Genomic DNA, 20523 nt, shown 5'->3' with positions numbered 1-20523 from the left:
AGGGGAAACCCTCAACTGACCTTTGACTGATATTCGCTTTGCCCTTTCAGCAAAGCGAATGCCACCCGCGCAAGCTTGCGAGCCAGCATCACCAGCGCCTCAGTAGTGCTGAAGCCCCGGGCTCTTTGGGCTTCGTAAAACCCTTTCCAGGCTTTCGTACGGCTAGCCGACATCGCTGCATTGTGCAGAAGCCGGCGGGCCTCGGGGTCACCGCGCTTGGTCAAACTGCGGCGACCGTCCTTCTGTCCTGATTTAGACACCCGTAAATCCATGCCCAGGAAGGCGATAAACGCATCCGCGTTTCTAAAATCCCCGCGCTGAAATGCAGTTATCAAGCGAGCCCCAGTCAAAAATCCAATGCCTTCAACTTTCAGGCAACGTTTCAGTTGACCGAGTAAACCGGCTTCTTTGAGCTGATCGTTGATCGTCTTTTCGATCAGCGTTTCAAGCTGCTGCATGGACTTCACTTGTTCTGCAAAAGCCGCTTTCAGCAGCGGCTCATTCGACCAACTCTGCACCAGGCCAACCCTAGCCTGGACCAAGGCAGCCCGGCGGCGGAAGAGGCTCAGGAGCTGGCGGTACAGCGGTGATGGAGGGGTCCAGGGGCGCAACTCCTCGGCTTCGTTCTTCAGGTAACGGGCCAGCAACTTGGCGTCCAGCGCGTCGGTTTTGGCGCGGATTTTCACGCCTTCGCGATAATGTTTGAGTTCATAGCCTCCCACCATGTAAATCGCACATCCGGCCTCATAGGCCAGATCAGCAAAGTCCAGGTGATAGATGTTGGTCGCCTCAATGGCAATAGCCACCGTCCCCGGCAACGTATTCAGCCACTGCTTGATGGATGTTTTAGTGTTGGGAATCTCTTTAAGCAAATCGTTATCAGCCTGATAAATCACCAGTTCATTCTTGGCGACATCCACGCCCACGATCGGTTTTGATAGAGAGACCGGCATTGCCATAGGATTTCCTCCGAGATAAGGTTTGAGCACTTGAAGGGCTCACTCAGAGGCGCAGGCTTGTTCCTATCGTCGGTCTAGCCAGATGCATTCTTTATCGGCGCTTGGGTGAAAGGAGGAGGGGCGAAATCTCCCACAGTCTGTACTGCGTCAACAGTCAGAATCGAGCCTTGTCCCTCCTCCTCCCTTCAAGTCCTACCATACAAGCGAGCCTGCTTGCGAAGGCGCCGTGTCAGTCACCCTCCATGTTGAATTCAATACCGCCTTCGCGGGCAAGCCTCGCTCCTACAGGGGCTGCGCTGAACCCGTGGGAGCGAGCCTGCTCGCGAAGGCGGCGTGTCAGTCACCCTCCATGTTGAATTCAATACCGTCTTCGGGTCGCCTTTTTCATGCCCGCCTGAATGCAATCCCCTGTGGGAGCGAGCCTGCTCACGATGGCTGCGCCTCGGTCCTCTGTGAAAACCTGCCCCACATCAACCAAACGATAATTCCTCTTATTCAAACTCCCTCGCCCTGTTAGACTTTGCGCCCTTGTTTTGCTCGTCTTGCAGGATGTCTGATGCCCTCGCTGCTTCTTCGCTTGTCCGCACTGTTTCTGGCCCTGGGCCTGAGTGCCTGCGATGACGCCCCGCGTTTTACCAAGGCCGAACCCGGTGAAGCCCGGTCCGGTGGCGCAGCGACCGTGCGCAAGACCGATCAAAATGCGTTCTCCCTGCCCTCCGCGAACCTGTCGCCGTCACGGCGCGTGGATTTCAGCGTCGGCAACAGTTTCTTCCGCAACCCTTGGGTGATTGCNCCGTCCACCACCACTGCGCGCGATGGCCTGGGCCCGCTGTTCAACACCAACGCCTGCCAGAACTGCCATATCAAGGATGGCCGTGGTCACCCGCCGCTGCCCGATGCGCCCAATGCGGTGTCGATGCTGGTGCGCCTGTCGATCCCNGNCGCGCCGGCCTANGCCAAAGTCATCGAGCAGCTCGGCGTGGTCCCGGAGCCGGTCTACGGCGGCCAGTTCCAGGACATGGCCATACCCGGCGTGACCCCGGAAGGCAAAGTGCGGGTCGATTACACCCCCGTTCCGGTCCGCTTCAAGGACGGCACCGAAATCGAGTTGCGCAAGCCCAGCCTGAACATCACCCAGCTCGGTTACGGCCCTATGCACCCCGACACCCGTTTCTCGGCGCGCGTTGCCCCGCCGATGATTGGCCTGGGCTTGCTCGAAGCCATCCCCGACGAAGCGATCCTGGCCAACGCCGAGGCTCAGGCCAAGGACAAAAACGGCATCGCCGGGCGGCCGAACCGGGTCTGGGACGACGTGCAGCAAAAGACCGTCCTCGGGCGTTTTGGCTGGAAAGCCGGGCAACCCAACCTCAATCAACAGAATGTTCACGCGTTCTCCGGTGACATGGGCCTCACCACCAGCCTCAGACCCTTCGATGACTGCACCGACGCCCAAGTCGCCTGCAAACAGGCCCCTAACGGCAATGGCCCCGACGGTGAGCCGGAAGTCAGCGATAACATCCTGCGCCTGGTGCTGTTCTACACCCGCAACCTCGCCGTGCCGGTACGCCGTGGCGTCAACACGCCCGAAGTGCTGGCCGGCAAGAACCTGTTTTTCCAGGCCGGATGCCCGTCCTGTCACACACCGAAATACACCACCGCCGCCAACGCCGCCGAACCTGAACTGGCCAATCAAGTGATTCGCCCTTACAGCGATCTGCTGCTGCACGACATGGGCGAAGGCCTGGCCGACCACCGCAGCGAATTCAAGGCCAGTGGCCGCGACTGGCGCACGCCGCCGTTGTGGGGCATTGGCCTGACGCAAACCGTCAGTGGCCACACTCAGTTTTTGCATGACGGCCGCGCCCGCAATCTGCTTGAAGCCGTGCTCTGGCATGGCGGCGAAGCGCAGGCGGCGCAGCAGCATGTGTTGTCTTTCAATGCCGAGCAGCGCGCTGCGTTGCTGGCGTTTTTGAATTCCCTTTAATACGTTTTCCATAGCGGGAGCCCGACATGTTCCGTCCCAAATTGTTGTTCACCAGCCTTGCAGCACTCGCCCTCGGCGCTTGCTCGCCACAGGACCCGCAAGCCGTCACCTCGGCCGCCATCGCCAAATCGGTGATCTTGCCGACGTACACCCGTTGGGTTGAAGCCGACCGCCAACTGGCCGTCAGCGCCCTCGCCTACTGCCAGGGCAAGGAAAGCCTGGAGACCGCCCGTGCCGACTTCCTCCACGCGCAAAAAGCCTGGGCCGAGTTGCAACCGCTGCTGATCGGCCCACTGGCCGAGGGCAACCGTTCGTGGCAGGTGCAGTTCTGGCCGGACAAGAAAAACCTGGTCGGCCGTCAGGTCGAGCAACTGGTCACCGCCCAGCCGCAGATCGACGCCGCCGCCTTGGCCAAGTCCAGTGTTGTGGTGCAAGGCCTCTCGGCCTATGAATACATCCTGTTCGACAGCAAGCCGGACGTGGCCAACGACGCACAGAAAGCCAAGTATTGCCCGCTGCTGAAGGCGATTGGCGAGCGTCAGAAACTGCTGGCCGAAGAGATTCTGCAAAGCTGGAACAACACCGACGGCATGCTCGCGCAGATGAGCAAGTTCCCGAACCAGCGCTACGCTGATTCCCACGAAGCCATCGCCGACCTGCTGCGCGCGCAAGTGACAGCACTGGACACCCTGAAGAAAAAACTCGGCACGCCAATGGGTCGCCAGACCAAAGGCATCCCGCAACCGTTCCAGGCCGATGCCTGGCGCAGCCAGTCTTCCCTGCAAAGCCTGCAGGCCAGCCTCGCGGCAGCCCAGACCGTGTGGGTCGGTGTCGACAACAAAGGCCTGCGTGGCTTGCTGCCGTCGGAGCAGAAGCCGTTGGCCGACAAGATCGACGCCGCCTATGCCGCGTCCCTGAAACTGTTCGCCGGCAACCCGCGCACCCTCAATGAACTGTTGGCCGACGATGCCGGGCGCCAGCAGCTCAACGATATTTACGACAGCCTCAACGTCGTCCATCGCCTGCACGAAGGCGAGTTGGCCAAAGCGCTGGGCATCCAACTGGGCTTTAACGCCAACGACGGTGACTGATGAGGGCGAGTGCCATGCTGCGACGTCAGGCTCTGACTTTAGGTAGTTTGCTGCTGGGAGCAGTGACACTGGGCGGCTGGACGCTGTTCAAACAAAAGGACAAGAGCCCGCTGCTGCTTTCGGCGCGGGACGATGGCGACGGCAAGCATTACGCCGTCGGTTATCGGCTGGACGGCAAGCAGGTGTTTGCCACGCAGGTTGGCCAGCGCTGCCACGACATCATCAACCACCCGACGCTGTCGATTGCGCTGTTCGTCGCCCGTCGCCCGGGTACCGAAAGTTACCTGATCGATCTGCGCGACGGCGCGCTGCTGCAAACCGTGGTCTCGCTGCCGAACCGGCATTTCTACGGGCACGCGGTGATTCACAAGAGCGGCGACTGGCTGTACGCCACCGAGAATGACACCTCCGATCCGGGCCGCGGCCTGCTTGGCGTGTACACGTTCGAAGGCGAGCGACTGGTACACAGCGGCGAAATTTCCACCCATGGTATCGGCCCGCATCAGGTGTCCTGGATGCCCGACGGCGAAACCCTGGTGGTGGCCAACGGCGGCATTCGCACCGAAGCCGAAAGCCGTGTGGAGATGAACCTCAACGCCATGGAGCCGAGCCTGGTGTTGATGCGCCGCGATGGCAGCCTGATCAGCAAGGAAACCCTCGACCAGCAGATGAACAGCGTGCGCCATATGGGGATTGCCAGCGATGGCACGATCCTTACCGGGCAGCAGTTCATGGGGCCGTCCCAGGAGCGTTCCGAGTTGCTCGCGATCAAGCGCCCGGGGCAGCCGTTCGTGGCGTTCCCGGTGGCCGATGAGCAATTGCAGGCGATGGGGCATTACACCGCGAGTGTCGCAGTGCACAGCGACTTGCGNCTGGTCGCACTGACGGCGCCACGGGGCAATCGCTTTTTTATCTGGGACATGGACAGCGGTGAGCTGCGCCTGGATGCGCCGCTTCCCGATTGCGCCGGGGTTGGCGCGGTAGCCGATGGCTTTGTCGTGACCTCGGGTCAGGGCCGCTGCCGGTACTACGATTGTCGCCAGACAACTCTGGTTGCAAAGCCGCTGGAGCTTCCGGCGGGGCTCTGGGATAACCACCTGCATCTCATCTGACCGCTTTACCTTGTGGCGAGGGAGCTTGCTCCCGCCGGGCTGCGCAGCGGTCCTGAAAAATGGGACTGCTACGCAGTCCAGCGGGAGCAAGCTCCCTCGCCACAGGTTTTGTGATCGTCGTATTCCTGCCTGTAATTTCTNNTCGTCGTATTCCTGCCTGTAATTTCTACCAGTTGGAATCCCCCGCCGACTCGGGGTAATGTGCCCCACTGTCTCACCTGATTTTCTCCAAGGAAGTGGAAATATGCTGCGTCGCCGCATGCTGATCATGTTGGGTGTTGTTCTGCTGATCGTGCTGGTCCTGGCCGGTTATAAAGCCTTCTCCATCTACACGATGATTCAAGGCTTTTCCGCGCCAAAACCGCCGATCAGTGTCGCCGCGACCACGGCCGCCGAACGTCCGTGGCAAGCTCGCCTGCCAAGCGTCGGCACCCTCAAGGCGCTGCAAGGCGTGGACCTGAGCCTGGAGACCGACGGCACCGTCATCGACTTGCAGTTCGAGTCAGGCCAGAAGGTCAAGGCCGGCCAACCCCTCCTGCGACTCGACAGCGCCGTGGAAAGTGCCTTGCTTGAAACGGCTCAGGCCGACCTCGGCCTGGCCCAACTCGATTACGGTCGAGGTAGCCAACTGGTGGGCAGCCAGGCCATTTCAAAAGGCGAATTCGACCGACTGTCAGCGGTGCAGAAAAAGAGCAAGGCGACGGTCAATCAACTCAAGGCTGCGCTCGGCAAAAAAAGCATCGTCGCGCCTTTCAGCGGGACGATCGGCATTCGACAGGTGGACATTGGTGACTATGTCGCCACCGGGACCATGATCGCCACCCTGCAAGACCTCAGCAGCCTCTACGTCGACTTCTTCGTCCCCGAGCAGTCTGTGCCGAAGATCGGCATCGGCCAGTCGGTGCAGATCATTGTCTCGGCCTACCCGACACAAACCTTCCCTGGCACGATCAGCGCGATCAACCCGAAAGTCGAAAACAGTACCCGCAACGTTCAGGTCCGCGCGACCCTGGCCAACCCCGACGGCAAACTGCTGCCGGGCATGTTCGCCAGCCTGCAGGTGATGCTGCCCGACCCGCAGCCGCGCATCGTCGTGCCGGAAAGCGCGATCACTTACACGCTGTACGGCAACTCGCTCTACGTCGTCGCGCAGAAAAAAGCCGAAGACGGCAGCCTCGAAAAAGACGACAAGGGCCAGCCGATCCTGATCGCCGAACGGCGTTTCATCGAAACCGGCGAGCGCCGCGACGGGCTGGTGATGATTACCAAAGGTTTGCAGAACGGCGAAAAAGTGGTCACGGCCGGTCAGATCAAACTGGACAACGGCGCACACATTGCCATCAGCGACGACAAGACCCTGACCGATAAGAACAGTCAGCCACGTACTGACTGATCAAGGAATCCTCATGGCTTTTACCGATCCGTTCATCCGCCGCCCGGTGCTCGCCACCGTGGTCAGCCTGTTGATTGTGCTGCTGGGCTTCCAGGCCTGGAGCAAGCTGCCGCTGCGCCAATACCCGCAAATGGAAAACGCCCTGATCACGGTGACTACCGCGTACCCCGGGGCCAACGCCGAAACCATTCAGGGTTACATCACCCAACCGATGCAGCAAAGCCTGGCCAGTGCCGAGGGCATCGACTACATGACCTCGGTCAGTCGCCAGAACTTCTCGGTGATCTCGATCTACGCGCGCATCGGCTCCAACAGCGACCGCTTGTTCACCGAGCTGCTGGCCAAGGCCAACGAGGTGAAGAACCAGCTGCCCCAGGACGCCGAAGACCCGGTGCTGAGCAAGGAAGCCGCCGACGCCTCGGCCCTCATGTACATCAGTTTCTTCAGCAAGGAACTGAGCAACCCGCAGATCACCGATTACCTGTCACGCGTCATCCAGCCAAAACTGGCGACCCTGCCGGGCATGGCTGAAGCCGAGATTCTCGGCAACCAGGTATTCGCCATGCGCCTGTGGCTGGACCCGGTGAAGCTGGCCGGTTTCGGCTTGGCCGCCAGCGACGTGACCAACGCGGTGCGCCAGTACAACTTCCTCTCCGCGGCCGGTGAAGTGAAAGGCGAGTACGTCGTCACCAGCATCAACGCCAACACCGAACTCAAATCCGCCGAAGCGTTCGCCGCGATTCCGCTCAAGGTCGACGGTGACAGCCGGGTGCTGCTCAGCGATGTGGCGCGGGTTGAGATGGGCGCGGAAAACTACGACTCGATCAGTTCGTTCGGTGGTACTCCTTCGGTGTACATCGGTATCAAGGCTACGCCCGGCGCCAACCCGCTGGATGTGATCAAGGAAGTACGCAAGATCATGCCGGAGCTGGAAGCCCAGCTGCCGCCCAACCTGAAGGGTGAAATCGCCTACGACGCCACACTGTTCATCCAGGCCTCAATCGATGAAGTGGTGAAAACCCTCTTCGAAGCCGTGCTGATCGTGATCGTGGTGGTGTTTCTGTTTCTCGGGGCGCTGCGTTCGGTGGTGATCCCGGTGGTCACCATTCCGCTGTCGATGATCGGTGTGATGTTCTTCATGCAGATGATGGGCTACTCGATCAACCTGCTGACACTGCTGGCGATGGTGCTGGCGATCGGGTTGGTGGTGGACGATGCCATTGTGGTGGTGGAGAACATTCACCGACACATCGAGGAAGGCAAGACGCCGCTGGATGCGGCCATCGAAGGCGCCCGGGAAATCGCCATGCCGGTGGTCTCGATGACCATCACGCTCGCGGCGGTGTATGCGCCCATCGGTTTCCTGACCGGGCTCACGGGGGCGCTGTTCAAGGAGTTCGCCTTGACGCTGGCCGGGGCAGTGGTGATCTCCGGTGTGGTCGCGCTGACGCTGTCGCCGATGATGTGCGCCCTGCTCCTGCGCCATGATGAAAACCCCAGCGGCCTGGCGCACCGACTGGACCTGATTTTCGAAGGCCTCAAGCGCCGCTACCAGAGCATGCTCCACGGCACCCTCAATACCCGGCCGGTGGTGCTGGTGTTTGCGGTGATCGTACTTTGCCTGATTCCGGTGCTGCTGAAGTTCACCAAATCGGAACTGGCGCCCGATGAAGATCAAGGCATCATTTTCATGCTGGCCAACGCCCCGCAACCGGCCAACCTCGATTACCTGAACACTTACACCGACGAATTCATCACGATCTTCAAGGAATTTCCCGAGTACTACTCCTCGTTCCAGATCAATGGGTTCAATGGCGTGCAATCGGGGATTGGCGGTTTCCTGCTCAAACCGTGGAACGAGCGCGACCGCACGCAGATGGCCATCCTGCCCGAGGTCCAGCGCAAACTGGAGGGCATTTCCGGGTTGCAGGTGTTCGGCTTCAACCTGCCCTCGTTGCCCGGCACGGGTGAAGGGTTGCCGTTTCAGTTCGTCATCAACACGGCCAACGATTACGAGGCGCTGCTGCAAGTGATGGACCGGGTGAAAAAAAGGGCAATGGAGTCCGGCAAGTTCGCCTTCGTCGACGTCGACCTGGCCTTCGACAAACCCGAAGTCGTCGTGGACATCGATCGCGCCAAAGCCGCGCAGATGGGCGTGTCCATGCAGGATCTGGGCGGAACACTGGCCACGTTGCTGGGTCAGGCGGAAATCAACCGCTTCACCATTGAGGGTCGTAGCTACAAAGTCATCGCTCAGGTCGAACGACCTTTCCGGGACAACCCGGACTGGTTGAACAACTATTACGTGAAAAACACCCAAGGCGAACTGCTGGCTCTGTCGACCCTGATCACCGTCACCGACCGGGCGCGTCCACGGCAGTTGAACCAGTTCCAGCAACTCAACTCGGCCATCCTGTCGGGGGTGCCGCTGGTCAGCATGGGTGAAGCCATCGACGCCGTGCGCCAGATCACGCTGGAAGAAGCACCGGCCGGTTTTGCCATCGATTACGCCGGTGCGTCGCGCCAATACGTTCAGGAAGGCAGCGCGCTGTGGGTAACCTTCGCCTTGGCACTGGCGATCATTTTCCTGGTGCTGGCAGCCCAGTTCGAAAGCTTCCGTGATCCGCTGGTGATTCTGGTGACGGTGCCACTGTCGATTTGCGGCGCGTTGATTCCGCTGTTCCTGGGGTGGTCGAGCATGAACATTTATACCCAGGTGGGCTTGGTGACCTTGATCGGGCTGATCAGCAAGCACGGCATCCTGATCGTCGAGTTCGCCAACCAGTTGCGCAAGGAAAAAGGCCTTACACCTCGTGAGGCTGTGGAGGAAGCAGCGGCGATCCGGCTGCGTCCGGTGTTGATGACCACGGCGGCGATGGTGTTCGGCATGGTGCCATTGATCATCGCCACGGGCGCGGGCGCGGTCAGCCGGTTTGATATCGGCATGGTGATCGCAACCGGGATGTCGATCGGGACGTTGTTTACGCTGTTCGTGTTGCCGTGCATCTACACCCTGCTGGCCAAACCCGATGCCAAAGCGACTCCGTAACCCCTGTGGGAGCAAGCTTGCTCGCGATGGCTGTTTAACATTCAACAAATTTGCTGACTGTTAGGCCGCTATCGCGAGCAAGCTCGCTCTCACATGGACGGTGTAAGGCTCAAAATCGGGCACAAAAAAAGGCCTCGCATTTGGCGAGGCCTTTTATTTGGGCTTCAATCTGTTCAACTCTGCGGCCTCATTCCTTGAGAAAGACCGAACATGAACAGCAATAAATCATGATCGGGTTGAGATGCCACGGATGCCTTGGCAACCCGTGGCAACGGACAGTGTGCGTCACCGCTCACTGAACTGAGGACTTGCGTGCGGGGCTGCTCCCACGCCGCCACCGCCAATGAAGCAACTGCCAAGGCTCCTATCAGAAACACACCTCGCGCAATTTCTAGTTTCATTGCTATAAACCTTTGATAGCGCTGCCAAACGCCGTCTCATAAAAATAGACGAGTTTGCGCCAGTCTGCCGTGCTGAACGACGAGTGGCGACGCAGCTGTTTCATGTCATGAGCCGCGGCACGATAGGCGGTCAGGCGTTGCCGGCACTTCTCCAGATCGATCAAGGCAACCTCGACCTTGGCCGAGTCATCTTCGCCGGTGACCCGCACGAATACGTGCTTGATGTAGATGCAGCTGTGCTGCCAACGGCCCTTGTGCATGCGGGCCAGATTCTCGGCCAGTTCCTTCAAGACACGATCATGCACCACCTCGCCGTGGCGCTCGCGACCACCGCCGGCGTACCAGTGTTCGATTTCCTCGAAGCCGTCCAGCGACTTGGTCACCAGCAAGGCGCGCCATTTGTGCACGGGGTCACGCTGTGCGCCGCAGAAAACAATGTCCGGAACTCGCACATCCAGCGCGCGCAGACCAATGAGCGCGTCACGCTCACGCAACACGGTCGGACGGCCAAACGGGTGCAGCCAGCTGCGATAGATATGCCCGGTCTGCCGCTTGGCATAGAGCAGTTGACCATCACTGCCCATGACACGCTGTACGCCACTTTCACCACCGCGACGGACGTTGGGTTCTTCTACCCATTCACCACGCTGATTCCAGAAATAGTCGAAGCGGTCCTGAGAAGCGACGTCCGTTTCTGCTGCACATTGCACTGCCATCCTGTTACCTCTTGCGTAATATATAAACTCGCCACATGGCATAGAGCGGTAAAAAGTCCAGATGTTCCTGAATACGGAACCCCGCCTGTTCAAATTCCTTTTCTACCGTGGCGGCTGGTAACACAAACCGGTTTTGNTAACCTTCCTGTTCTCGCGACGTTTCGCTTCGAGGCGCTTGCGTTTCCAGGCCTTGAAATTGCCATCTACCCACAGCGAAACAATCACGCTGTCACGCGTGACGCGTTCAAATTCGCGCAGAATGGCCAGTCGATGCTCGGCTTCACCGATGTGATGGAGCAAACGCATGCAGAAAATGCTGTCGACGGCGTTGTCGGGCAAGGCAATGTCGAATGCAGAAGTGTGCAAGGGTTGTACCCGTTTGACCACGTCGGCAGGTTGCGCCTGGGTGGCAATCTTCAACATTGACTCGGAGTTGTCGGCACCGATGATGGCGCGATTGGCTTTTTCCGCCAGCATTGGCCAAAAACGCCCTGCCCCACACGGCAAATCAAGGACCAGCCCTGGCTCACCGACCAGCGCCAGCGACTTTCGCGCCAGCTGCAGGTCACGCCAGTGGGACAGGCGACGACCGAGGCCATCCTGGTGCTTGCGCAAATATCTTTGCGCGTGTTGATCGTCGTACTTTTCGGAAAAATCGAGTTTGATCGGGCCGTCCATCATTAAGGTCTCCTGAACTTCTGATGACAACTACCTTAGGTAGCGTAGTGTCAGCGTCAGGTCATACCTTTGTGAAAAACTTGTAAAAGAAATGTTCATTTATTACAAGCTTTGTCGGGTTGGCCGTCATGGCTTGGAGCCCCGACTGTTCAAGCAACCGCTAACTTTGGCTCAATTCCACCTGAAAACGACAGCCATTGGGTTCCATGTTGGTCAGGCTGACGCTCCAGCCCTGGTTCTCGCAAATCCGTTGCACCAGCGACAACCCCAGTCCCAGGCCTTCGCCGCGTTTTTCGCTGCCGCGAACGAAAGGTTCGAACATTGCCTCGCGTTTATCCTCGGGAATGCCCACCCCGCTGTCCTCGACCAGGAACCCCGTGGCCGTGAGCGTCAAACGGATGAACCCGCGCTCGGTGTAATGCAATGCGTTACGCAACAGGTTGCCCATGACGGCGTGCAAGAGGGTTGCGTTGTAGCAAGTGCCCAGCGGATTGCCCGGCTCGAAGGTCAGGCTCAGCCCTTTGGCTTCAATCGGTTCGCGCCACTGGTTGAGCAGCCCATCGGCGACCTGGCTCAGCGTCTGCTGCGGCGCCATGCTGGCGTCTTCTCGCTGGGCTCGGGCCAACATCAGGAACGTTTGCACCAACTCGCGCATCTCTGCGCACGCGCGGGCTATCCGCTCGACCTGGGCGCGGCCGCGCTGGTCGATACCGGGGTTTTCCAACAACAGCTCACAGGAACTGGCCAGCACCATCAACGGCGTGCGCAGTTCGTGGCTGACGTCACTGGTAAACAACCGTTCACGGGTCAACGCCTGGCGCAAACGCCCAAGGGTGGCGTCGAAGGCAACCGCCAGCTCGCCCACTTCGTCAGCGGCATAATCCGGCGCCAAAGGCGGCGCCAGGCCCAGCAATTGATCGCGATGTCGCACCTGGCGAGCCAGTCGCACAACGGGCGCCATCACTTTGCGCGCCAGGACCCACCCGAGAAAGACCGCCAGCGCCAGGCTCAGCACGAAACCCACCAGCACTACGGCAAACAGTACGCGCTCGCGCTCTTCGAAATCGCTTTGGTCTTGCAGCAGGACGTAGCGCCGGCCATCGACCACTTCGACCATGGCGTGGTACGACAGCGACTCGCGAAACACCTCATGAAAACCCGGTTCCAGATGGCGCAAATCCTTGGGNAGNTCGAAATCCCCGGGCCCGCCGCTGAAATAGAACAGCTGGTCCGGCTCTGGGCGATGGCTCCAGTCCTCGACACTGTCCATCAGCAACAGGCGCTGCAGGTCGCCGCCCAGGCCGGCCGAAATCAGTTTTTCTTCCACCAGGTGCACGGTCGCAACGATGCCCATGGCGAACGCCCCCGCCACCAGTGCGCTCATCAAGGCAAAGGCGATGATGATCCGCTGGGCGAGGCTTTGCTTAAACTCCATCACGCCCCTCGGCCAGGCGATAACCCACACCGTGCACGGTTTGCAGCAACGGCTTGGCGAAGGGCTTATCGATCACTTGGCGCAATTGGTGAACGTGGCTGCGCAGGCTGTCGCTGTCCGGGCAGTCGTCGCCCCACAGGGCTTCTTCGAGAATTTCTCGGCGCAACACGTGCGGGCTCTTTTGCATCAGCACCGCGAGCAATTTCAGGCCCACCGGGTTGAGCTTGAGCAGGCGCCCTTCGCGGGTCACTTCCAGGGTATCGAGGTCGTAGCTCAAATCGCCCACCTGCAAGGCGCGTCGACCGCCGCCCTGGGCACGACGCATGACCGCCTCGATGCGCGCGGCCAATTCCGACAGGGCGAACGGTTTGAGCAGGTAATCATCGGCACCGGACTTGAAGCCTTGCAGCCGGTCATCCAGCTGATCGCGCGCGGTGAGCATGATCACCGGCGTGTCGCGTCGGGCGTCTTCGCGCAGACGTTTGCACAAGGTGTAGCCATCGATGCCAGGCAGCATGATGTCGAGCACGATCAGGTCGTAATGCTCGGTGGCGGCCAGGTGCAAGCCCGACAAACCGTCCTGCGCACAGTCTACGGTATAGCCTTTTAGCCCCAGGTAATCGGCCAGATTGGCCAGAATATCGCGGTTGTCTTCAACCAATAAAATTCGCATGGGCAGTGTCTCCGTACGCGGTAACGGCCGTCATGGCCCGCGCAGCTTAAGGCCAAGTGTGGCTGAGGGCTAGGGCTGCGGGTCGCAGAATCAATTTGCTCAACCAATTTGCGCCGTTAACAAGTTTTTCACTATCGATTCACATGTCGACTACAGTCATCGCGCGAGACTCTCGCGCAATCGGCATTAAGGGCGTTTTCCATTGTTCAGGATCCGTCATGTCATCAACCGCTGTCCGTCCCGCCTCTCGCCCGCTCAACTTCTGGGTGTGCCTGGGTGTCCCCGCCATTGCGGCAATCATTCTGCTGCTGCTTGAACTGACGTCCCTGGACATGGACCTGGCCAAACTGTTCTACGACCCGGTCGCCGGAGACTTCATCGGACGCCACAGTTACTTCCTTGAAGACATCCTGCATGACCGCGCCAAGCAATTGGTCATCGCTTTTTCGGTGTTTGCGATCATCGGCTTTATCGGCTCGTTTTTCATCGCCAGGCTCAAGCCGTTCAAACGCGAACTGGGTTGTCTGGTGATGTCGCTGGCGCTGGCGACCTCGTTCGTGACCCCAATGAAAGCGGTGACGGCGGTGCAATGCCCTTGGAGCCTCGAGCAATTCGGCGGCCACGAAACCTACAGCGAACTGCTCAGCCCGCGCCCGCAAACCGACAAGCCAGGGCGTTGCTGGCCCGGGGGCCATGCGGCCACCGGGTTTACCTTGTTCGCGCTGTTTTTTGTGTTGCGAGACCGTCGTCCGCGACTGGCGCGCCAGGCGTTTGTGTTTGCGTTTGCGCTGGGGACGGTGTTTTCCGTGAGCCGAATGATGCAGGGGGCGCACTTCTTTTCGCATAACGTGTGGACGGCGATTTTTTGCTGGCTGATTTGTCTGGGGTCTTACTACTACATCCTGTATCGACCGGCTTCCAGGGCTGAAAAGGTCGTCAAAGCAGACCCGTCAGCGTCTGAGCATCGCGGGCAAGCCACGCTCCCACAGGGATTGCGCCGAACCTGTGGGAGCGTGGCTTGCCCGCGAAGAGGCCCTTAAAAACCACACCACTTTATGCCGCGCAATAAAAAACCCCGCCGGCTCATCGCCGGCGGGGTTTTTATGTACGGGGTAAGGCTGGCTTACATCATGCCGCCCATGCCACCCATGCCGCCCATGTCTGGCATACCGCCGCCAGCTGGGCCGTCTTCCTTGATCTCGGCGATCATGGCTTCGGTGGTGATCATCAGGCTGGCAATCGACGAAGCCGCTTGCAGAGCCGAACGAGTCACTTTAGTAGGGTCCAGGATGCCCATTTCGATCATGTCGCCGTAGACGCCAGTGGCAGCGTTGTAACCGTAGTTACCTTTGCCGTTCTTGACTTCGTTGACCACAACGCTTGGCTCGTCGCCGGAGTTGGCAGCGATCTGACGCAGGGGTGCTTCAACAGCACGACGCAGCAACTGGATGCCCACGTTCTGGTCATCGTTGTCGCCTTTCAGCTCGGANAAAGCTTCCAGAGCACGGATCAGCGCAACGCCACCGCCAGGTACCACGCCTTCTTCAACGGCTGCACGGGTTGCGTGCAGGGCGTCTTCAACGCGGGCTTTCTTCTCTTTCATTTCAACTTCGGAACCAGCGCCAACCTTGATTACTGCAACGCCGCCGGACAGCTTGGCCAGACGCTCTTGCAGTTTTTCACGGTCGTAGTCCGAGGAAGTTTCAGCAACCTGGGNACGGATCTGCAGAACGCGAGCCTGGATATCAGCTTCAACGCCGGCGCCGTCGATCACGGTGGTGTTTTCTTTGGAGATGGTCACGCGCTTGGCGCTGCCCAGGTTTTCCAGGGTGGCGCTTTCCAGGCTCAGGCCGATCTCTTCGGAGATAACGGTACCGCCGGTCAGAACAGCGATGTCCTGCAGCATGGCCTTGCGACGGTCGCCGAAGCCTGGAGCCTTGACGGCTGCGACTTTAACGATGCCACGCATGTTGTTCACAACCAGCGTCGCCAGGGCTTCGCCTTCAACGTCTTCGGAAACGATCAGCAGCGGACGGCCGGCTTTGGCAACGGCTTCCAGTACTGGCAGCATTTCGCGGATGTTCGAGATCTTTTTGTCGACCAGCAGGATCAGCGGGCTGTCCAGCTCGGCAACCATGGTTTCTGGCTTGTTGACGAAGTACGGGGACAGGTAGCCACGGTCGAACTGCATGCCTTCTACAACCGACAGTTCGTTTTCCAGGCCAGTGCCTTCTTCAACGGTGATCACGCCTTCTTTACCGACTTTTTCCATGGCTTCGGCAATGATGTCGCCGATGGAGCTGTCGGAGTTGGCGGAGATGGTGCCTACCTGAGCGATAGCCTTGGTGTCAGCGCATGGCTTGGACAGGTTTTTCAGCTCAGCAACAACGGCGATGGTCGCCTTGTCGATGCCGCGCTTGAGGTCCATCGGGTTCATGCCGGCAGCGACGGCCTTGTAGCCTTCGTTGACGATTGCCTGAGCCAGAACGGTAGCGGTGGTGGTGCCGTCGCCTGCGTCATCGTTGGCACGGGAGGCAACGTCTTTGACCAGCTGCGCGCCCATGTTTTCGAAACGGTCTTCCAGTTCGATTTCTTTAGCGACCGAAACGCCGTCCTTGGTGATGGTCGGAGCGCCGAAGCTCTTCTCGATGATCACGTTACGGCCTTTAGGGCCCAGGGTCGCTTTTACTGCGTCAGCCAGGACGTTGACACCGGTGAGCATTTTTTTGCGGGCGGAATCGCCGAATTTAACTTCTTTAGCAGCCATGATCGATATTCCTTAAATTCTTTGGAGTAACGGAAAAATGAGCGGGAAAATCAGCCTTCCAGTACAGCGAGAATTTCGTTCTCAGCCATTACCAGCAGGTCTTCGCCGTCAACTTTCACAGTGTTGCTGCCGGAGTAAGGGCCGAAAACAACCTTGTCACCGACTTTAACGGCCAGCGCACGCACTTCACCGTTTTCCAGAGTCTTGCCTGGGCCTGCAGCGACGATCACACCGTGGTTGGCTTTTTCAGCAGCCGAACCTGGCAGAACGATACCGCCAGCGGTTTTCTTTTCTTCTTCGCTGCGACGGATAACGACGCGGTCGTGCAGAGGACGAAGCTTCATTGTCGATCTCTCCTAATTGTGTTTTTCATCGGCCGGTGTATTCCCGGCGGGTTTAACAAATCCGGCGGTGCCGGGTGCGGTTCGTCAAGCGAACCGCGGAAGTCTGTCTGGCGTGATCGCCAGAAACCTTGCGGTGACCGTTACATAAGGGCGCATAAGCTTATTACAAGGGCGGGGATCGAAATTTTTTGCATCAATGCCCCGAAAACGAACACGGCACCCGAAGGTGCCGTGCAGCTGAAACGCTTTACTTGGAATCGCGGTGTTCGAACTCGCCTTCGATCACGTTGGGCTCTCGGCCCAGCGGCTGCTGAGGAGCAGGACCGCCACGTGGTTGAAGATCATCGGCAAACGCACGCTGACGGATCGCGGCCTCTTCGGCGCGCTGGCGCATTTTATTGGCCAGCAGTCGACGGGAGATCGGCAGCAGCATGATCAGGCCCAGCACGTCAGTGACGAAGCCCGGCAGGATCAACAAACCGCCGGCCAGGGCCAGCATCAAACCTTCCAGCATGGTCTGGGCCGGCAACTCGCCGCGGTTCAGGCTTTCACGCGCACGCAACGCAGTGGCCAGACCGGCGATGCGCAGCACGAACACGCCGAGCATCGAGCCGAGAATGATCAGCAGCAGGGCCGGGAAGAACCCGATCGCACTGCTGACTTGAACGAATACGAACAGCTCCAACACCGGAAACAGCAGAAAGAGCAATAAAAAAGGGCGCATCAAATGGTTCCTCAACGCAAGAATGCCTTGCCAGTTCACCTTAGATGACGTCGCCGCTTCGTGAATTCAAGCGTCGGCCACTTCATTTTTCGGCCATTGCTCGGCGTGAGCCAGGAAAACCAAGGCTTCGCGCACTTGTGTCGGCGTATTACAGGGTGCCTGGAACGGTAGCCAGTACAGGGCCTGACCAATGCGCAGGTGCATGCCTTCTGTGTCGATACCGGCCAGTTGCGCCGGTTCGGTTTTCGGCAGCCCCGCCAGGTCGACGTAGTGGGCGATGGCTTTGGTGTGATCGCTGTTCATGTGCTCGATCATGCTGNNCTCGGTCTTGACGGCGAACGGGTTGGCCAGGGTCAACTGATCGACCCAGTGAATCGCGCCGAAACCGCCAATGTAACGGTGACGCACAGGTTTAAGCACCCAGAAATCGAAATCGTGGGCCTTGTGGTAGCTCTGCGACTCCGGGAAATAGCGGTAGTAACGCTCGGCTGCGGCTTCGATCGCGGCCTCGTCTTCGAGCTTTTCTGCTTCGGCGAGATAAGTCAGGCGACCAACGGCTTGTACGTCGTCGGCCTCGCGTTCCCCCACNAGCAGCGAACACTTGGGATCTTTCTGCAGGTTATGGGTGTGCTGGGCGATACGGCTGATCAGGATAATCGGCCGGCCCTGCTCGTCCAGGCAATACGGAACCACGGAGCCAAACGGGAAACCGGGCATCGACTTGGAGTGCGTCGACAGCACCCCGCGGTATTCCTTGAGAAGCAATTCTCGGGCATTCTTGGCCGCTTCAACGCTCAATTTATGACTCCTTATATAGAATTCGTCGAAAAAACGGACAGGCGCCTGGGGATAAGTTCCAGTACGCCATCGGGGCAGTTCTCATGTGCAACCAGGCCACATCAGGTGCAGATCGAGAGGCCCTCTAGGAAGGAAACCACTCTGAACCTGCTATTGGGGCATGCGAATGCAACTCACTGACAAAGTAATCATTATCACTGGCGGTTGCCAGGGTTTAGGCCGTTCCATGGCCGAGTATTTCGCGGGTAAAGGCGCGAAGCTGGCGCTGGTGGACCTGAACCAGGAAAAGCTCGACGACACCATCGCGGCGTGCAAAGCCAAGGGCGTAGAGGCTCGGGCTTACCTGTGCAACGTCGCCAACGAAGAGCAAGTGACGCATATGGTCGCCCAGGTGGCCGAAGATTTCGGCGCGATTCATGGCCTGATCAACAACGCCGGCATCCTGCGCGACGGCCTGCTGCTGAAGGTCAAGGATGGCGAAATGACCAAGATGAGCCTGGCCCAATGGCAGGCGGTCATCGACGTCAACCTGACCGGTGTGTTCCTGTGCACCCGTGAAGTCGCGGCAAAAATGGTCGAGCTGAACAACAGCGGCGCGATCATCAATATCTCCTCGATCTCCCGCGCCGGCAACGTCGGCCAGACCAACTACTCCGCCGCCAAGGCTGGCGTGGCTGCTGCGACCGTGACCTGGGCCAAGGAACTGGCGCGTTATGGCATTCGCGTGGCGGGCATCGCACCGGGTTTTATTGAAACCGAGATGACGTTGGGCATGAAGCCGGAAGCGCTGGAGAAGATGACGGCCGGGATTCCACTCAAGCGCATGGGCAAACCGGAAGAGATCGCCCATTCGGCGGCGTACATTTTCGAGAACGACTATTACACCGGCCGGATTCTGGAAATGGATGGCGGGTTGCGCATCTAAGACCTGCCAAAAACCACTGTGGGAGCGAGCTTGCTCGCGATAGCGGTGTGTCAGTCACCATCACTGGTGAATGTGACACCCCCATCGCGAGCAAGCTCGCTCCCACAGGTTTTGCGTGTTATCCGAAGGGTATCAATCGTCACTGATGGTGATGTTCGGCATTGCAGGCGATGCCGCTTCCTGCAACACAATCCGCGCGCCGACGTGACGGGCGAGTTCCTGGTACACCAGCGCAATCGGGCTGTCCGGCTCGGCGATCACCGTTGGCTTGCCGCCATCGGCCTGCTCGCGGATGGCCATTGCCAGCGGCAACGACGCCAGCAGTTCGACGCCATATTGATTGGCCAGCTTCACACCGCCCCCTTCACCAAACAGGTGCTCGGCGTGCCCGCAGTTGGAGCAAATGTGTACCGCCATGTTTTCCACGACGCCCAGCACCGGGATGTTGACCTTGCGGAACATCTCGACGCCTTTCTTCGCGTCGAGCAGTGCCAGGTCCTGCGGCGTAGTCACGATTACCGAACCGGCCACCGGGACTTTCTGCGCCAGGGTCAATTGGATATCACCGGTGCCAGGCGGCATGTCGATCACCAGGTAATCCAGGTCACCCCAGGCGGTCTGGGTGACCAATTGCAGCAACGCACCGGAGACCATCGGCCCGCGCCAGACCATCGGCGTGTTGTCATCGGTAAGGAAGGCCATGGACATGACCTCCACGCCCATCGACTCGATCGGCACGAACCATTTCTGGTCCTTGACCTTCGGTCGGGTGCCTTCGGCGATGCCGAACATCACGCCTTGGCTTGGGCCATAGATGTCGGCGTCGAGAATGCCCACGCGGGCCCCTTCACGGGCCAGGGCCAGCGCCAGGTTAGCCGCCGTGGTGGACTTACCCACACCGCCCTTGCCGGACGCCACCGCCACCACGTTCTTAACGTTGGCCAGGCCCGGAATCTGCGCCTGGGCCTTGTGCGCGGCGATCACGCTGGTGATGTCAACGCGAGCGCTTGTCACGCCGTCGAGGCCTTCGATCGCCATTTGCAGCATCTGCGACCAGCCACTTTTGAACAGACCGGCGGCGTAGCCCAGCTCCAGCTGCACGCTGACGCGATCGCCCTGGATGTCGATGCTGCGCACGCACCCGGCGCTGACCGGGTCCTGGTTCAAATAGGGGTCGGTGTATTGGCGAAGAACGGCTTCCACCGCTGCGCGATTGACGGCGCTCATGGGCTACTCCCGAAAAAAGACTGGNNAAACAGGCGGGTATCCTAACCGTTCTAGNTNCCTGTGGCGAGGGAGCTTGCTCCCGCTCGGCTGCGCAGCAGTCGCAATCTGGTTGACGCGATCCTTCTGACAGAGCCGAGTTGTAGGGTTTGGGGCGGCTTCGCCACCCAGCGGGAGCAAGCTCCCTCGCCACAATGGCACTTTCGCCCTCAAACTGCCTGTTCACAGGTTTGGGCATCCGATGCAACCG

Annotated in this window: 16 protein-coding genes and 2 pseudogenes; 7 read left to right on the top strand and 11 right to left on the bottom strand. The window is 59.5% G+C overall.

What is annotated here, in order from left to right; genetic code table 11:
• Positions 1–11 precede the first annotated feature (11 nt).
• Positions 12–959: an IS110 family RNA-guided transposase gene (locus B7L09_RS24090; RefSeq protein WP_042932411.1), complete on the bottom strand. Its 948-nt coding sequence runs from the start codon at positions 957–959 to the stop codon at positions 12–14.
• A 556-nt stretch (positions 960–1515) separates the two neighbouring features.
• Between B7L09_RS24090 and B7L09_RS24085 the strand changes: the two genes are divergently transcribed.
• The 5 genes from B7L09_RS24085 (at position 1516) to B7L09_RS24065 (ending at position 9588) form a co-directional block, all read left to right on the top strand.
• Entirely contained in the window at positions 1516–2943 is a 1428-nt protein-coding gene (locus B7L09_RS24085) for a di-heme oxidoreductase family protein (protein ID WP_094470927.1), read from the top strand.
• Positions 2944–2969: 26 nt separating this feature from the next.
• Positions 2970–4034, top strand: coding sequence for an imelysin family protein (locus B7L09_RS24080; RefSeq protein ID WP_094470926.1), 1065 nt, complete (start codon positions 2970–2972; stop codon positions 4032–4034).
• A 14-nt stretch (positions 4035–4048) separates the two neighbouring features.
• A complete protein-coding gene (locus B7L09_RS24075; RefSeq protein WP_094470925.1) occupies positions 4049–5146 on the top strand; it encodes a DUF1513 domain-containing protein in 1098 nt (365 codons plus the stop codon).
• A gap of 244 nt (positions 5147–5390) precedes the next feature.
• Positions 5391–6539 (top strand): efflux RND transporter periplasmic adaptor subunit, encoded by a 1149-nt coding sequence (locus B7L09_RS24070; RefSeq protein ID WP_094470924.1) that lies wholly within the window; start codon positions 5391–5393, stop codon positions 6537–6539.
• 13 nt (positions 6540–6552) lie between these two features.
• Positions 6553–9588, top strand: coding sequence for a multidrug efflux RND transporter permease subunit (locus B7L09_RS24065; protein WP_094470923.1), 3036 nt, complete (start codon positions 6553–6555; stop codon positions 9586–9588).
• 173 nt (positions 9589–9761) lie between these two features.
• Here B7L09_RS24065 and B7L09_RS24060 read toward each other — a convergent pair whose 3' ends face one another.
• The 5 genes and pseudogenes from B7L09_RS24060 to colR all read right to left on the bottom strand — a co-directional run bounded on the left by B7L09_RS24060 (position 9762) and on the right by colR (position 13491).
• The gene (locus tag B7L09_RS24060) at positions 9762–9989 is read right to left on the bottom strand and encodes a hypothetical protein (protein ID WP_094470922.1); all 228 of its coding nucleotides are present in this window, start codon (positions 9987–9989) and stop codon (positions 9762–9764) included.
• A 2-nt stretch (positions 9990–9991) separates the two neighbouring features.
• Complete coding sequence (locus B7L09_RS24055; protein WP_094470921.1) at positions 9992–10705, bottom strand: lipopolysaccharide kinase InaA family protein; 714 nt, start codon at positions 10703–10705, stop codon at positions 9992–9994.
• Between the two features lie 4 nt (positions 10706–10709).
• A pseudogene (locus tag B7L09_RS24050) lies at positions 10710–11383 on the bottom strand (class I SAM-dependent methyltransferase).
• 160 nt (positions 11384–11543) lie between these two features.
• Positions 11544–12818 (bottom strand): sensor histidine kinase, encoded by a 1275-nt coding sequence (locus tag B7L09_RS24045; protein WP_094470920.1) that lies wholly within the window; start codon positions 12816–12818, stop codon positions 11544–11546.
• The gene (gene colR / locus B7L09_RS24040) at positions 12808–13491 is read right to left on the bottom strand and encodes a two-component system response regulator ColR (RefSeq protein ID WP_094470919.1); all 684 of its coding nucleotides are present in this window, start codon (positions 13489–13491) and stop codon (positions 12808–12810) included. The genes B7L09_RS24045 and colR overlap by 11 nt, the downstream gene beginning before the upstream one ends.
• A gap of 218 nt (positions 13492–13709) precedes the next feature.
• On the opposite strand from colR, the pseudogene B7L09_RS24035 reads away from it, so the two are divergent.
• A pseudogene (locus B7L09_RS24035) lies at positions 13710–14441 on the top strand (phosphatase PAP2 family protein); the annotation flags it as partial.
• A gap of 173 nt (positions 14442–14614) precedes the next feature.
• On the opposite strand, the gene groL reads toward B7L09_RS24035, so the two are convergent.
• The 4 genes from groL to B7L09_RS24015 all read right to left on the bottom strand — a co-directional run bounded on the left by groL (position 14615) and on the right by B7L09_RS24015 (position 18124).
• Positions 14615–16258, bottom strand: a complete 1644-nt coding sequence (groL, locus tag B7L09_RS24030; protein ID WP_094470918.1) for a chaperonin GroEL — start codon at positions 16256–16258, stop codon at positions 14615–14617.
• Between the two features lie 50 nt (positions 16259–16308).
• On the bottom strand, positions 16309–16602 hold the full coding sequence (locus B7L09_RS24025; protein WP_003227685.1) for a co-chaperone GroES: 294 nt from the start codon (positions 16600–16602) through the stop codon (positions 16309–16311).
• Between the two features lie 247 nt (positions 16603–16849).
• The gene (locus B7L09_RS24020; protein ID WP_094470917.1) at positions 16850–17326 is read right to left on the bottom strand and encodes an FxsA family protein; all 477 of its coding nucleotides are present in this window, start codon (positions 17324–17326) and stop codon (positions 16850–16852) included.
• A 66-nt stretch (positions 17327–17392) separates the two neighbouring features.
• Positions 17393–18124 carry a HugZ family pyridoxamine 5'-phosphate oxidase gene (locus tag B7L09_RS24015; protein ID WP_094470916.1) on the bottom strand — a complete coding sequence of 244 codons (732 nt, stop codon included), beginning with the start codon at positions 18122–18124 and terminating at the stop codon, positions 17393–17395.
• A gap of 166 nt (positions 18125–18290) precedes the next feature.
• Between B7L09_RS24015 and B7L09_RS24010 the strand changes: the two genes are divergently transcribed.
• On the top strand, positions 18291–19049 hold the full coding sequence (locus tag B7L09_RS24010) for an SDR family oxidoreductase (protein ID WP_010457649.1): 759 nt from the start codon (positions 18291–18293) through the stop codon (positions 19047–19049).
• A 132-nt stretch (positions 19050–19181) separates the two neighbouring features.
• Here the strand turns inward: B7L09_RS24010 and apbC are convergent, their stop codons facing one another.
• On the bottom strand, positions 19182–20276 hold the full coding sequence (gene apbC, locus B7L09_RS24005; protein WP_094470915.1) for an iron-sulfur cluster carrier protein ApbC: 1095 nt from the start codon (positions 20274–20276) through the stop codon (positions 19182–19184).
• Between the last annotated feature and the right edge of the window lie 247 nt (positions 20277–20523).

Origin of the sequence: Pseudomonas mandelii (genome assembly GCF_002251635.1) — a bacterium.
GTDB lineage: Bacteria > Pseudomonadota > Gammaproteobacteria > Pseudomonadales > Pseudomonadaceae > Aquipseudomonas > Aquipseudomonas mandelii_B.
The sequence above is the reverse complement of the archived record's forward strand: the minus strand, read 5'-3'. Positions and strand labels throughout refer to the sequence as shown.

What these genes read in the sequence shown, in the direction of transcription:
- B7L09_RS24090 (WP_042932411.1), bottom strand. Translation starts at nt 959, where the DNA reads ATGGCAATGCCGGTCTCTCTATCAAAACCGATCGTGGGCGTGGATGTC.
- B7L09_RS24080 (WP_094470926.1), top strand. Translation starts at nt 2,970, where the DNA reads ATGTTCCGTCCCAAATTGTTGTTCACCAGCCTTGCAGCACTCGCCCTC.
- B7L09_RS24070 (WP_094470924.1), top strand. Translation starts at nt 5,391, where the DNA reads ATGCTGCGTCGCCGCATGCTGATCATGTTGGGTGTTGTTCTGCTGATC.
- B7L09_RS24065 (WP_094470923.1), top strand. Translation starts at nt 6,553, where the DNA reads ATGGCTTTTACCGATCCGTTCATCCGCCGCCCGGTGCTCGCCACCGTG.
- B7L09_RS24060 (WP_094470922.1), bottom strand. Translation starts at nt 9,989, where the DNA reads ATGAAACTAGAAATTGCGCGAGGTGTGTTTCTGATAGGAGCCTTGGCA.
- B7L09_RS24055 (WP_094470921.1), bottom strand. Translation starts at nt 10,705, where the DNA reads ATGGCAGTGCAATGTGCAGCAGAAACGGACGTCGCTTCTCAGGACCGC.
- colR (WP_094470919.1), bottom strand. Translation starts at nt 13,491, where the DNA reads ATGCGAATTTTATTGGTTGAAGACAACCGCGATATTCTGGCCAATCTG.
- B7L09_RS24025 (WP_003227685.1), bottom strand. Translation starts at nt 16,602, where the DNA reads ATGAAGCTTCGTCCTCTGCACGACCGCGTCGTTATCCGTCGCAGCGAA.
- B7L09_RS24020 (WP_094470917.1), bottom strand. Translation starts at nt 17,326, where the DNA reads ATGCGCCCTTTTTTATTGCTCTTTCTGCTGTTTCCGGTGTTGGAGCTG.
- B7L09_RS24010 (WP_010457649.1), top strand. Translation starts at nt 18,291, where the DNA reads ATGCAACTCACTGACAAAGTAATCATTATCACTGGCGGTTGCCAGGGT.
- apbC (WP_094470915.1), bottom strand. Translation starts at nt 20,276, where the DNA reads ATGAGCGCCGTCAATCGCGCAGCGGTGGAAGCCGTTCTTCGCCAATAC.